This window comes from Paenibacillus sp. FSL H8-0079, from assembly GCF_037991315.1.
Lineage (GTDB): Bacteria > Bacillota > Bacilli > Paenibacillales > Paenibacillaceae > Paenibacillus.
This window is the reverse complement of record NZ_CP150300.1, coordinates 4,134,064-4,147,158: the sequence shown is the minus strand read 5'-3', so window position 1 is coordinate 4,147,158 and position 13,095 is coordinate 4,134,064. Positions and strand designations below refer to the sequence as shown.

13 protein-coding genes are annotated in these 13,095 nt (G+C 46.6%); all 13 read left to right on the top strand.

What is annotated here, in order from left to right; translation table 11 throughout:
* Positions 1 to 49 precede the first annotated feature (49 nt).
* The 13 genes from rpsA to MHI06_RS18405 all read left to right on the top strand — a co-directional run bounded on the left by rpsA (position 50) and on the right by MHI06_RS18405 (position 12,931).
* The gene (gene rpsA / locus MHI06_RS18465; RefSeq protein WP_062835205.1) at positions 50 to 1,264 is read left to right on the top strand and encodes a 30S ribosomal protein S1; all 1,215 of its coding nucleotides are present in this window, start codon (positions 50 to 52) and stop codon (positions 1,262 to 1,264) included.
* A gap of 185 nt (positions 1,265 to 1,449) precedes the next feature.
* Entirely contained in the window at positions 1,450 to 2,772 is a 1,323-nt protein-coding gene (gene der / locus MHI06_RS18460; protein ID WP_169482442.1) for a ribosome biogenesis GTPase Der, read from the top strand.
* Between the two features lie 11 nt (positions 2,773 to 2,783).
* Complete coding sequence (gene plsY / locus MHI06_RS18455; protein ID WP_062835203.1) at positions 2,784 to 3,407, top strand: glycerol-3-phosphate 1-O-acyltransferase PlsY; 624 nt, start codon at positions 2,784 to 2,786, stop codon at positions 3,405 to 3,407.
* Entirely contained in the window at positions 3,400 to 4,440 is a 1,041-nt protein-coding gene (locus MHI06_RS18450) for an NAD(P)H-dependent glycerol-3-phosphate dehydrogenase (protein WP_169482444.1), read from the top strand. The genes plsY and MHI06_RS18450 overlap by 8 nt, the downstream gene beginning before the upstream one ends.
* A 102-nt stretch (positions 4,441 to 4,542) precedes the next feature.
* Complete coding sequence (locus tag MHI06_RS18445) at positions 4,543 to 4,818, top strand: stage VI sporulation protein F (protein WP_017687687.1); 276 nt, start codon at positions 4,543 to 4,545, stop codon at positions 4,816 to 4,818.
* Between the two features lie 173 nt (positions 4,819 to 4,991).
* Positions 4,992 to 5,171: a DUF2768 family protein gene (locus MHI06_RS18440; protein ID WP_017687688.1), complete on the top strand. Its 180-nt coding sequence runs from the start codon at positions 4,992 to 4,994 to the stop codon at positions 5,169 to 5,171.
* Between the two features lie 83 nt (positions 5,172 to 5,254).
* Positions 5,255 to 5,869 (top strand): hypothetical protein, encoded by a 615-nt coding sequence (locus MHI06_RS18435; protein ID WP_340398705.1) that lies wholly within the window; start codon positions 5,255 to 5,257, stop codon positions 5,867 to 5,869.
* Positions 5,870 to 5,889: 20 nt separating this feature from the next.
* A complete protein-coding gene (locus MHI06_RS18430) occupies positions 5,890 to 6,240 on the top strand; it encodes a 2Fe-2S iron-sulfur cluster-binding protein (protein WP_340402147.1) in 351 nt (116 codons plus the stop codon).
* 46 nt (positions 6,241 to 6,286) lie between these two features.
* Positions 6,287 to 7,066 (top strand): hypothetical protein, encoded by a 780-nt coding sequence (locus MHI06_RS18425; RefSeq protein WP_340398704.1) that lies wholly within the window; start codon positions 6,287 to 6,289, stop codon positions 7,064 to 7,066.
* 455 nt (positions 7,067 to 7,521) lie between these two features.
* Positions 7,522 to 9,000, top strand: a complete 1,479-nt coding sequence (gene spoIVA, locus MHI06_RS18420) for a stage IV sporulation protein A (RefSeq protein ID WP_036607700.1) — start codon at positions 7,522 to 7,524, stop codon at positions 8,998 to 9,000.
* Between the two features lie 218 nt (positions 9,001 to 9,218).
* Entirely contained in the window at positions 9,219 to 10,316 is a 1,098-nt protein-coding gene (locus MHI06_RS18415) for a sugar ABC transporter substrate-binding protein (RefSeq protein ID WP_340398703.1), read from the top strand.
* A 114-nt stretch (positions 10,317 to 10,430) separates the two neighbouring features.
* Positions 10,431 to 11,948: a sugar ABC transporter ATP-binding protein gene (locus tag MHI06_RS18410; RefSeq protein WP_169482450.1), complete on the top strand. Its 1,518-nt coding sequence runs from the start codon at positions 10,431 to 10,433 to the stop codon at positions 11,946 to 11,948.
* Complete coding sequence (locus tag MHI06_RS18405; RefSeq protein WP_062835197.1) at positions 11,945 to 12,931, top strand: ABC transporter permease; 987 nt, start codon at positions 11,945 to 11,947, stop codon at positions 12,929 to 12,931. Before MHI06_RS18410 ends, MHI06_RS18405 begins: the two co-directional genes overlap by 4 nt.
* Positions 12,932 to 13,095 lie beyond the last annotated feature (164 nt).

Sequence of the window (13,095 nt, the reverse complement as noted above, 5' to 3'; positions counted from 1 at the left end):
AGGCAGGTTTGAATATAATGGGGTTTTTGAATTGAGGAGGGTATTTGACATGTCGGAAGAAATGAAAAATCAAGAAGCAACCCAAGATGAGTTGGATCAATTCGTTTCCTTGAAAAAAGGAGATACCGTAAAAGGAACCATCGTCAAATTGGAAGATAACCAAGCCTATGTGAGCATTGGATATAAATATGACGGTGTCATTCCAATTCGTGAACTGTCTTCATTGCATGTTGACAGCGCGTCTGATGCAGTAGAAGTTGGACAAGAAGTTGAAGCTAAAGTTCTTAGCATCGACGACGAGAAAGAAAAACTCGTTCTGTCCAAACGTGCAATCGACAGCGAAAACGCATGGGATCAATTGCAAAAGCATTTTGAAGACCAAGACGTATTCGAAGTTGTTGTAGGTGACGTTGTTAAAGGCGGTCTGGTAGCAGACGTGGGCGTACGTGGATTTATCCCGGCTTCCATGGTTGAACGCCATTTCGTTGAAGACTTCAGCGACTACAAAGGACGCACACTGCGTGTTAAAGTGAAAGAGATCGACCGTGAGAACAACAAAGTGATCCTTTCCCAAAAAGACGTACTGGAGCAAGAATTCGAAGCAAACAAAGCGACTGTTATGGCTGGTTTGCAAGAAGGTCAAGTCATCGAAGGTACAGTACAACGTTTGACTCAATTCGGCGCATTCGTTGATGTGGGCGGAGTTGACGGTTTGGTTCACGTATCCGAGCTGGCTTGGACTCACGTTGAAAAACCATCCGACGTTCTGTCTGAAGGTGATAAAGTTAGTGTGAAAGTGCTGAAAGTTGACCCTGAAAAAGGCAAAATCAGCCTGAGCATGAAAGCTGTTCAACCAGGTCCTTGGGAAACAGCTAGCGAAAAATTCAATTCCAGCGATATCGTAACAGGTGTTGTAAAACGTCTGGTAGACTTCGGTGCATTTGTTGAAATCGCTCCTGGTGTTGAGGGACTTGTGCATATCTCGCAAATCTCCCACAAACACATCGGCACTCCTCATGAAGTGCTGAAAGAAGGACAAGAAGTTCAAGTTAAAATCTTGGACATGAACCCTTCTGAGCAACGTGTAAGCTTGAGCATCAAAGAAACAGAAGAAGCTCCAGCTCAACCACAAAAATCAGAAAGACCTGCAAGAAACAACGCTCCACGTGAAGAAATCAACAATCCAAACGTTTCCTTGAACAATCAAGGTATGAGCACTACGCTCGGCGAACTGTTTGGTGACAAACTCAGCAAATTCAAATAAGTTAACAATGCATGGTTCTTAGTTATATACTGCATATTTTGCTGAATAATAAAAGCAAGATCGGCGAGCCCCAGGCGGGTTCGCCGATTGTTTTTATTGCGAGTATTTTGGCATGAAACGTTAGCCAAGACATATCTTTTTTGCTATGATGAGTATCGTAAGTATGGACAGGAGGAGTGGAATGTATGGCAAGACCCGTTGTGGCAATTGTCGGACGACCGAACGTGGGTAAATCCACCATTTTCAATCGGATCATCGGCGACAGACTGGCCATTGTGGAAGACAAGCCGGGCATTACCCGTGACCGAATCTACGGAATCGGCGAATGGAACGGTAAACCATTCAGTATTATTGATACAGGTGGTATCGAAATTGATGGTGAGGATGTCATCTTAAAATCAATCCGGATGCAAGCAGAGCTCGCTATTGAAGAAGCGGATGTTATTGTATTCATGTGTGATGCAAAAGCAGGAATCACGCAATCGGATGAAGAGGTCGCAGAGATGTTGTACCGCTCAGGCAAGCCTATTGTTGTAGCCGTTAACAAAGTGGATAATATCGGACGAAGTGAGCTCATTTATGAGTTTTATGGGTTCGGTTTCGGTGAGCCTATCGGCGTATCCGGAAGTCACGGTACAGGTGTAGGTGATTTGCTTGATGCGATTGTGGAGAAGTTGCCTGAACTTGAGGAAGAGGTTTACGATGAGGATGTCATTCGTGTAGCTCTGATCGGACGTCCTAATGTGGGTAAATCTTCACTGGTTAACGCGATTCTGGGTGAAGAGCGTGTTATTGTAAGTGACGTGGCTGGAACGACCCGGGATGCGATTGATACACCTTTTGAAAAAGACGGCCAACGTTACGTGCTGATTGATACAGCAGGTATGCGTAAGCGTGGTAAAGTATATGAAACAACCGAGAAATACAGTGTAATGCGTGCCATGCGTGCGATTGAGCGTGCAGATGTTGTTCTGATTGTCATTAATGGTGAAGAAGGCATTATTGAACAGGACAAGCATATTGCAGGTTATGCATTCGAAGCGGGTAAAGCGTCTTTGTTTGTCGTAAACAAATGGGACGTGGTAGAGAAGCATGACAAAACGATGAAAGAGTTTGAGAAGAAAATTCGGGATCACTTCCTGTTTATGACTTATGCTCCGGTCGTATTTTTGTCAGCCCTCACAAAACAACGCTTACAAAAACTGTTGCCGGTTGTAAAACGTGTAGCGGACCAACACTCGTTACGTGTACAAACGCATCTGCTTAACGATGTTGTATCGGATGCAGTAGCTATTAACCCTCCGCCAACGGATAAAGGACGGAGAATGAGAATTAACTATGTGACTCAGGTTGCCGTTAAGCCTCCGACCATGGTTGTTTTTGTGAACGATCCGGAATTGATGCACTTCTCATATGAGCGCTATCTGGAGAATAAAATCCGTGCAGCGTTTGATTTCGAAGGAACACCAATTCGCATATTTACTCGGAGGAAGTCCGACGAAAGTTAGGGGAGAAGTGTGTGATTTTACAAATCGCAGCGATTGTACTGAGTTATCTGCTCGGTTCAATCAGCTTTAGTGTCCTCCTTGCAAAAGCGATACGGGGGATCGATATTCGTCAGCACGGAAGCGGAAATGCAGGAGCTACCAATACGTTGCGTATTTTGGGTAAAGGACCAGCAATTGCTGTTCTGCTGCTTGATGTACTTAAGGGTGTTGCAGCTGTATGGATTGGAATCTGGCTGGGCGATGGTTCTGCCTGGATTCCTGCACTCAGTGGTATAGCAGCCATTGCAGGACATAACTGGCCGCTTTACTTCCATTTTCGTGGAGGAAAAGGGATCGCGACTGCCATTGGTGTTCTGGTAAGCCTTGCTTTCCTGCCTGCGTTATGTGCTGGGGTGATCGCCATTCTGTCTATTGTATTGACACGATATGTTTCATTGGGGTCTCTAATTTTTGTAGCATTTACACCCATCTTTATTTTGGTATTACCCGGATATTCAATGAATATCTTCTGGGGGAGTCTGATTATTTGTCTGTTTGCGTTCTGGAGACATCGTACCAATATTGCGAAGCTCGCCAAAGGACAGGAAAATAAATTGGGATCGAAAAACCCTGGAGGGGGTAAACGAGTTGTCTAAAAAAGTTGCTGTTCTGGTCGCTGGGAGCTGGGGAACGGCTCTGGCCAGTGTACTTGCCGCCAATCAGTTGGACGTGATGATGTGGACGCGTGGTGAAGACCAAGCTACAGAAATCAATAACAAGCACACCAATACTCGCTATCTTCCGGATGCAGAACTTTCACCACGGATTCAGGCAACCAATGATATGGAAGCTGCAGTGGAAGGCGCGATAGCTGTGTTAATTGTTGCGCCTTCTTCAGCCATGCGTGCAGTTACGAATCAGCTTAAGGCTTATTATAAGCCTGAGATGTTAATCATTCATGCCACCAAAGGTTTTGAGACAGAAAGCCTGAAACGGATGTCCACAGTCATCTCAGAAGAGCTGGAATGTGAAGAAGGACGTGTTGTTGTGCTTTCTGGCCCAAGCCATGCGGAAGAAGTGGTGAAGCGTTGCCCAACGACAGTTGTTGTGGCCTCATTGGATAAGGCATCTGCCGAGGCGGCCCAAGCTTTGTTTATGAATGCCTATTTCCGTGTTTATACGAATCGGGACATGCTTGGTGTTGAACTGGCAGGCGCATTCAAAAACATCATTGCTCTTGGTGCAGGTATGTCCGATGGTCTTCAATTCGGTGATAATGCCAAAGCAGCGTTGTTAACTCGCGGTCTGGCAGAGATTACACGTATTGGTGTAGAGATGGGCGCAAATCCGTTAACGTTTTCGGGACTTGCCGGAATCGGGGATCTGGTTGTAACAGCTACAAGTCAGCACAGCCGGAACTGGAGAGCGGGTTCCATGTTGGGCCAAGGACAGAAGCTGGATGATGTCCTGAAGTCCATGGGCATGGTGGTGGAGGGCATTCGAACCACACAAGCTGCCTATTTCATCTCGCAAAAATACGGTGTGCAAATGCCGATTGCAGATCAGTTGTATCACGTTTTATTTCAGGAGAGACAGCCGCGTGATGCGGTTGAAGCCTTGATGGGACGTGACCCGAAGACTGAAATGGAAGTCATGAAGCTTGAAACCTGGGAGCAATGGCATTCCTGATTGTAATTACCTAAACGTACCTTGTGAAATAAGAAGCTTATTCACCTTTTCTGTGGCGGACTCATACTATACACATGAGTATTGCCGGAGGAGGGGAGACGAATGGGTAACAACATTTCTAAAGATGCGCTGAATGCAATCAACAAGAAAACGGGTAAAACGATAACAGAAGGTGCAGTCAAGAAATTGGCAAGCACGGTGAAACCAACGACGATTCAGAATGAAGCTCAGTTGCGCCAATTGATCAAACAAGTATCCGCCATGGCGAAAGTTCCGGTATCTGAGGATACGGTTAAGGATATTGTGAGTGCGGTCAAGAAAAGCGGATTGAATCCGAGCAGTATGGAATCGTTAATGAAAATGATGATGAAAAAATAATAGATCACGCCTGCTTGTGCAGGTGATCCAGTAAGACAAAAAGACGAGTCGGCTCCTGCCGGCTTGCTTTTTTGTCTTTTTTTTGGAAAGTTGAGCTGAATTTCGTGTTATAATGGTTGCAATTGTCACAGTGTCAGTGATGAATATCGGACTGAAGGGGAGACTGCTGGATTATGAGCGCAATGGACAAGATGTGGCTGTCATTGGTCGCCATCCTCATTATGGGACTATCTGTATTCCTGATTACGTTTGCTCGTGCCAAAACAAAAGGCATTGTACGGGGGATTCTTTCCTTAATTGCATTTTTGATTATGCTGATTGGCTTTTTTGGTGGAATCGCTTCTCTGACCTGATTTCCTATGCCTGAAGGATAACATCCGCATAAGCACATCATAAGAACTGACACAATGAACACGGATGAGGGGAGTGTGAGCCTATGGGGCCGCATGATACGGAGGGTCGGACAGAGTGTTATCCGGAATTACACGCGGCTTTGCTGGAAACGGCCAAAGCCTGGAACACACAGCCACAGACATGGTTGCTTGGAGGAAGCTGTGGGTTGCTGCTTCAGGGGGTGGAGTTGCAACAGGCTCCCAGAGATATTGATATCTATGCGGATGTCGCTGCTGCTAAGGAACTTCACCGAATCGCTCCGGGGGAAATGCTCGACGAGCCTACAGTGGATAAGACTGGACCTTATGCTTCGCTGCTAAGCCACTATCAGGTTGGTGCATGTGCGCTGGAACTGGTTGGTGGTTTCGAAATATGGGCTCGCAAAAGTTGGTACCGTATTGAGATTGAACATGTACTTGCTCCGCATGCACCAGTAGCACAAGTGGGTTCGCATACCCTGCGACTGATGCCTCTTGCGCATGAGCTGTTGTTTAATCTGCTGCGAGGTCGTGAAGATCGTTATGTACCCATTGCGACAAAGATGCGTCAGCAACCACTTGTACATCAACCTATAATGACAAGGTTAAGTCAACAGAATGTATGGACAAGCCGCTTCAGAGCAGAAGTGGAAGAACTTGTTGGCTTTGCATGGATATAGTTGGTTGAGGGAGGAAAATGATGGACTATAAAGTTACTTTTTTACCCATGAACAAATCGATAGCGCTCAAACCAGGGGCAACACTTCTGCATGCAGCACGACGTGCCGGAGTCAAGATTACGACCCGATGTGATGGTAAAGCGGCTTGCCTGATGTGCAAAGTGAACGTGGACGAAGAACATCGGACGGAACTGTATCCACCAACAGACGCAGAAAAGCGTAAGCTGGGTTCACTGTTGGAATCAGGTACACGACTGTCCTGTCAGGCCAAGGTCTGTGGATCTCTATCGGTTCATGTTCCTGAGGACCCGCTGAAGGCAGCCATCCGGAAACAACTGGAACGTCAGCAACAGGAAGACGACTGGTTCTGAGCATTATGAAATTGATTCTCTAATGAGTTATTTAAGGAGGATACGGATGATTAGGAACAAGCCAAACTGTGTTAAAGGAAGCGAACCGCAGCGTCCGATGCATCAGATGGGCGGTCTGCTGTTATTCCTGTTGTTTGCTTTTACAGCAAGTGGTTGTATGTATCCATCCCAGAGCAATTCGGACCCTAAGATAGCCTATCGGGAAAGTGTGAGTCGTATTCAGAGTGCGGTAGAGACATTCCAGCAGGATGAGGGGATTTTGCCAATCATCAATGCAGATATCTCTACACCAAAATATGAAAAGTTCAGAGTGGATCTGCCCAAGTTGAAACAACTGGGGTATCTGGATGAAATACCGGGAACTGCTTTTGAAAGTGGTGGTAGCGCTTACTTCCTTATTCAGGACGAAGAAGTGAATCCCAACGTGAAAGTGATGGATCTACTGACCGTACAGAAAGTAAACGATGTGCAACGAATGGTTAATCAATATAAGTCCGTACATAACAATAAGCTGCCAAGCGGGGAAGAACTGTATCCGGGGTTATACGCTGTGGATATGGAGCAGGCGGCCCAGGCAGGTACTCCTTCCATTACGCTGAATAGTGTATATTCAGGTCAGGCGTTACCTTTTATGATGGATGACGAAGGCAAGGTCTATGTGGATTATGCTTTTGACATTATGCAGGCGGTGGAAAAGTCTGATGTGTCTCCATTCGAGAGTGAAGATGTGCGGGATTTTCTATTGGAACACTCCTACTTCGTACCTGTAAAATCGGTTCCCTATGCTTGGCAAAATAATGCACCAGTTGCACAGCCAATAAAATAAGCATGATTGCAATTTAAATGAACTAACTGTATGACAACCGTGGCACCCATGGTTTAAGAAGAGATATTCCAAACAAGGGATATCTCTTTTATTATTCTGAAATGATGAGCAGTAACCGTCATAAAAGCTTCATGGATCACATAAAGTAGATTGAAATAAAGACGCGCAGTCCGAGATCGGGGGATTCTCCTAATGTCATCACCATAAGATAAAAAAACAAAAATACGCGTCATATTGCCGCATACGGATACATAAGATGATACTAGTCCAATTGCATGTACGAGTTAACGCCGCTCTCGCCGGTTTCATCAGAATGCAACGTTCGGCGGCGGACGACTTCCGGGCACTCACAAAGGCGGCTCTACCGTTGCAGGGATTTCAGTCTTCTGATTGAAAAAACGAAGCGGATGCTCTTTAGCATTTTTCCTTCGGAGTAATTTAGGGAGGGGATTTCATTGGAGAAAGTGGATATTTTTAAGGACATAGCTGAGCGGACCGGAGGGGATATTTATCTCGGGGTTGTCGGCGCAGTCCGGACGGGAAAATCAACATTTATCAAACGATTCATGGAAACCATTGTATTGCCAAACATCACAAACGAGGCAGATCGTGGTCGGGCGGTGGATGAACTTCCACAGAGTGCAGCGGGTAAGACCATCATGACCACGGAACCGAAATTCGTACCGAATAACGCAGTCCAAATCAAGGTGGCCGAAGGACTCGATGTCAATGTGCGTCTTGTGGATTGTGTAGGTTACGCGGTGGAAGGAGCCAAGGGATACGAGGATGAGAATGGTCCGCGCATGATCTCCACGCCTTGGTTCGAGGAGCCAATTCCATTCCAGGAAGCCGCAGAGATTGGTACTCGCAAAGTCATTCAGGAGCATTCCACACTGGGTGTTGTGGTAACAACAGACGGCACAATCGCCGAAATTGCCCGCAGTTCCTATGTGGAATCCGAAGAACGGGTTATTGCGGAATTAAAAGAAGTGGGCAAACCGTTTGTACTGGTCATCAACTCCACTCGTCCTCGCAGTGAAGAAGCCCTGCAATTACGTAGTGAGCTTGCTGCCAAATACGACATTCCGGTGATGACACTCAGTGCAGCGACCATGACGGAAGATGATGTGACGGGTGTACTTCGTGAAGTGCTCTATGAGTTCCCTGTACATGAAGTGAATGTAAACTTGCCTAGCTGGGTTATGGTGCTGAACGAGACTCACTGGTTGCGCAGCAACTACGAAAATTCCGTACGGGATACCGTTAAGGATATTCGCAGACTTCGTGACGTGGATCGGGTTGTTGCTCAGTTCATGGAATATGAATTCATTGATCGCGCAGGCCTGAGTGGCATGAATATGGGTCAGGGTGTAGCCGAAATTGACCTGTATGCGCCAGATGAACTGTATGATCAGATTCTCGTGGAAGTGGTCGGAATTGAAATTCGGGGCAAGGATCATCTGCTGCAATTGATGCAGGAATTCTCGCATGCGAAGAGAGAATATGACCGCTTCGCAGAAGCGCTGGAGATGGTCAAAACGACCGGATATGGTATTGCTGCTCCATCTCTTGCCGAGATGGCTCTGGATGAACCTGAGCTCATTCGTCAGGGCACCAAATTTGGCGTACGCCTGAAAGCAACGGCACCGTCCATTCACATGATCCGGGTCGATGTGGAATCGGAGTTCGCTCCAATCATTGGCACGGAGAAACAGAGTGAGGAACTGGTGAGATACCTGATGCAGGACTTCGAGAACGATCCGATCAAGGTATGGGATTCAGACATGTTTGGTCGTTCGCTGCACTCCATCGTGAGAGAAGGTATTCAGGGCAAGATTGCCATGATGCCGGATAATGCAAGATACAAATTGCAAGAGACGCTGGGAAGAATCATTAACGAAGGTTCAGGTGGCTTGATCGCTATCATTCTGTAAGACATCAAAAGACCGTAAGGGGGCATCCCCTCGCGGTCTTTTTTAGTGTGATTTCTTAATTTTGGATGAAATGGATAGGAAGAATGATTCTTTCGAAAAAACTTAGCGATTTTTAGCTTTAAATTACTAAAACCCATTTACATACTAGGGATTAGCCGTTATATTAATATTCAACTATTGTGATCGAGATCACAGAGAGTGAACAGGGGGAAACAGAGATGAAAAGAAAAGAGACAAAATGGGTATGGTTGAGTGTGTTATTAGTATTCACATTGGCGTTATCTGCTTGCGGAATCAAAAAAGAACCGGCATCTACTCCGGCTTCGGGTGCATCCGATGATACACCGAAAACGGAAGCAGTCACAGGCCCTCTAAGTGGCAAACGGATCGCACTTATTATGGAATTCAATACAGGTACTTTCTCGCAGCAATATGTACAAGGTGTCAAAGAAGAAATCGAAAAATTCGGTGGAGAACTGACTACGTTTGTTGCCGATAATGATAAAGCGAAGATGGTATCCTTGCTAGATAGCGCAATTAATCAGAAATTCGATGCCATTCTCACGGATCACGGGGATTCCCTGTTAGAGCCAGGTGTGAAGAAGGCAGTAGAACAGAACATTCCAGTGGTTGTGTTCGATGCAGCTATTAGTGTTCCGGGAGCAACAGTCCTGTCGCAGGATGATCAGAAGATGGCTGAGCTGACGCTGGAGCAAATGAAAAAAGATATTAATGGACAAGGCAACATCGTAAAAGTATGGGTAGCTGGTTTCGCGCCGATGGAACGCCGTCAGATCGCATACGGTGAATTCCTGAAAGCAAATCCGGACATCAAAGAAATAGCTACATTTGGTTCTGCACAGAACCCGGCGCTGGATACTCAAGCCAAAATGGAGGCTATTCTCAAACAATATCCAAAAGGTGAGATTACAGCTGTATGGGCTGCATGGGATGAGTTCGCCAAAGGTGCAGCACGTGCCATTCAACAAGCCGGACGTGACGAGATTAAAGTGTATGGTATTGATATGAGTGACGAGGACCTGCAAATGATTCAGGACCCAAAAAACCCTTGGGTAGCTTCTGCAGCGGTTGATCCTACAGACATCGGTCGCGTACAAGTACGTTATGCTTATCAGAAACTGAACGGGGACGAGACGGAAGATGCAGTTGTGCTTAACCCGGTCTATGTTCAACGTGAAGCTTTGCCAGATAAACAAATCTCCACTTCAGAGCTGTCAGAGTTCGTTGAAGGTTGGGGAGGCAGTACACAAGGAATCAAGGATTGGATGAGCGAATACGGAATTACTGCTAAATAAGCAGCGTAAGGGAAGCGCGCCGCAAGGCGCGCTTTTTCCAACCATAATGAAGACGCGCGAGATATGGATGAGAAAAGGGAGACTCCCGGATGGGAACGATTGGAGGTTAACATCATGAGCACTGCACCGATTCTGCTTCAAATGGAACATATCCACAAGCAGTTTTCAGGCATTCCTGCACTGAAGGATGTAGATTTCTCTGTGAAAGGCGGGGAGATTCACGCGCTACTCGGTGCCAATGGTGCCGGTAAGAGCACGTTAATGAAAATTCTGTCTGGTGCCTATCAATTGGATCAGGGTACGATTCAGCTGAGTGGACAAGCACTTCACTTGAGTTCTCCGGGAGACGCGAAGGCAAGTGGGATTCACTGTGTCTATCAAGAAGTGGATGCAGCACTGGTGCCACAGCTGACGGCTGCGGAGAACATTATGATGGATCAGTTGGCTTCATCTGCTGGTGGTTGGTGGAAAAGTCCGCGGAAGCTGCAACATCGTGCGGTAGAAGCGTTGAAGCAATTAGGAGCAGACATTTCCGTTCACCAAAAAGTGGCCGATCTGACGCTTGCAGAGAAACAGATGATATTGCTGGCACGGATTTTGATTCAGGATGCCAAGGTCATCATTTTTGACGAACCGACTGCACCGCTGAGTCAGGAAGAAACGGATGCATTTTTCCGAATCGTTCATCTCCTGAAGGAGCGGGGTGTAGCTTGTATTTTCATTACCCATCGCCTTGCTGAAGTGACGGGTCATTGTGATCGCGTTACGGTCATGAGAGATGGGCAACATGTATTTACGGGTGAAGCGAAAGGGCTGACAATCAACGACTTGGTCACACAGATGTTGGGCAAGCCATTTGAGGAAGAGTTTCCGAAGACGGAAGCACCTGTGGGAGAGCTGTTACTAGAAGCACGTGGGCTACGTCGTGGAGTGAAGGTCAAAGGTGTTGATCTCTCAGTACGCCGAGGTGAAGTCCTCGCTGTCGTGGGTCTGGTAGGCGCTGGTAAAACGGAAAGCTCTCGTTTGCTGATTGGCGCAGATCGACTGGAGGGTGGTGAGATTCGGCTTAACAACCGTAGCCTCCGCCTGTCTCAGCCTGCAGATGCGGCGGCTCTGGGGATTGTTTCTGTACCGGAGGAACGCCGCAAACAGGGAATTCTGATTCAGGAGAACGTGGAACGGAATTTAAGCCTGCCTTTGCTTAGTCGCCTTAGTACATTAGGTTTCGTAAGCCGCAAGCGGGAGCGTCAGAATGCGGAGTCATTGGTGAAACAGCTTGGAATCAAGACATCGTCCGTGAAACAGGAAGTAAAATATCTAAGTGGTGGTAACCAGCAGAAGGTAGCCATTGGTAAATGGCTTAATGCGGATGCGGATGTATTTATATTTGATGAACCAACCAAGGGAGTGGATATTGGGGCGAAAAGTGACATTTTCCGCATCATCAATGAACTGGCTTTGGCGGGCAAGGGCGTAATCTATTTCACCTGTGAACTGGATGAGGGAATGGGGATTGGTGACCGGATTGCTGTCATGTGCGAAGGTGTTATTGTTAAAGAGTTCAAACGGGGCGAGACTAACCAAGAACAGCTGCTATACTATGCAAGCGGTGGACAAGAGGTGCAATCATGAAGGATAAATCACTGGATTTTGCGTTCCGTTACGGGGCGATTATTGTCATCATAGGTGTTATCGCATTTTTCGGCATTAAATTGCCTTATTTCTTTACGTACAGTAACTTGACCGATATTTTGGGCTCGATCTCTATCGTTACCTTTGTCGCGATTGGTGTTACGTTATCTCTCATTGTTGATGGATTTGATCTCTCGGTGGGGGCGACCGTCTCATTGACCACTGTCGTTACTGCTTCGTTAATGATTTGGTATCAACAGCCACTAGCGATCGTCATTATCGTGCCGCTGATTATCGGGGCTGTTATTGGTTTGCTGAACGCTTTACTGATCGTAAAATTGCGTATTCCGGATCTGCTGGCAACTCTTGCCACGATGTACATCATCGGGGGCATTCATAAAACATATGCACAAGGATATACCATTTACAATCACATGCAGTTCCCTGATGGAAGCAAAGCTGCGGGAGAGATGGACCCGACATTCCTGCTGATAGGGCAGGGTAAATGGCTAGGTATGCCGATATCAGTCATCCTGCTGCTTATTGCGGTCATCGGTGTGCATATCTTTTTAACTTATACGAAATATGGGCGCCAGATGTATATCACAGGCGGTAATGAGGAAGCAGCGCGTCTATCCGGAATCAAGGTGAAAAAGGTGCGTACTCTCGCCTATGTAGCCGCTGGAGTATTTGCCGCAATCGGTGGGATCATCTATGCTTCAAAAGTAGGATCTGGACAGATTGATGCCGGGTCACCGTTGTTAATGGAATCCGTTGCTGCGGTATTTGTCGGTTTCTCTGTGTTTGGCGCGGGTAAACCGAATGTCATCGGAACCTTCATTGGTTCGGTTCTGATTGGTGTACTTGTCAACGGTTTGACGATGATGAACGTACAGTATTTCACACATGATATTGTAAAAGGTGGGGTTCTTGTGCTCGCCCTGGCGGTTACGTTTTACGTCTTAAACCGCAACCGGACTTGAAATTGTGGGCTGTCTGTATTAGTATGAAATTTGTTCGGCGTCTGAAATCCCCGTGTTTTCAGGCGACATTCTGCCGAAAATGACTGTTGACCGCAGGCGGAGATTTGTGTTCATCGCTCAAGATGTACGTAGATTTTTTGCGTATGAACGTATATTTCGCTATA

Bases quoted from the DNA above. Each gene is read 5' to 3' on its own strand.
- rpsA (WP_062835205.1), top strand. From the start codon at position 50: ATGTCGGAAGAAATGAAAAATCAAGAAGCAACCCAAGATGAGTTGGAT.
- der (WP_169482442.1), top strand. From the start codon at position 1,450: ATGGCAAGACCCGTTGTGGCAATTGTCGGACGACCGAACGTGGGTAAA.
- MHI06_RS18445 (WP_017687687.1), top strand. From the start codon at position 4,543: ATGGGTAACAACATTTCTAAAGATGCGCTGAATGCAATCAACAAGAAA.
- MHI06_RS18440 (WP_017687688.1), top strand. From the start codon at position 4,992: ATGAGCGCAATGGACAAGATGTGGCTGTCATTGGTCGCCATCCTCATT.
- MHI06_RS18435 (WP_340398705.1), top strand. From the start codon at position 5,255: ATGGGGCCGCATGATACGGAGGGTCGGACAGAGTGTTATCCGGAATTA.
- MHI06_RS18430 (WP_340402147.1), top strand. From the start codon at position 5,890: ATGGACTATAAAGTTACTTTTTTACCCATGAACAAATCGATAGCGCTC.
- MHI06_RS18425 (WP_340398704.1), top strand. From the start codon at position 6,287: ATGATTAGGAACAAGCCAAACTGTGTTAAAGGAAGCGAACCGCAGCGT.
- MHI06_RS18415 (WP_340398703.1), top strand. From the start codon at position 9,219: ATGAAAAGAAAAGAGACAAAATGGGTATGGTTGAGTGTGTTATTAGTA.
- MHI06_RS18410 (WP_169482450.1), top strand. From the start codon at position 10,431: ATGAGCACTGCACCGATTCTGCTTCAAATGGAACATATCCACAAGCAG.
- MHI06_RS18405 (WP_062835197.1), top strand. From the start codon at position 11,945: ATGAAGGATAAATCACTGGATTTTGCGTTCCGTTACGGGGCGATTATT.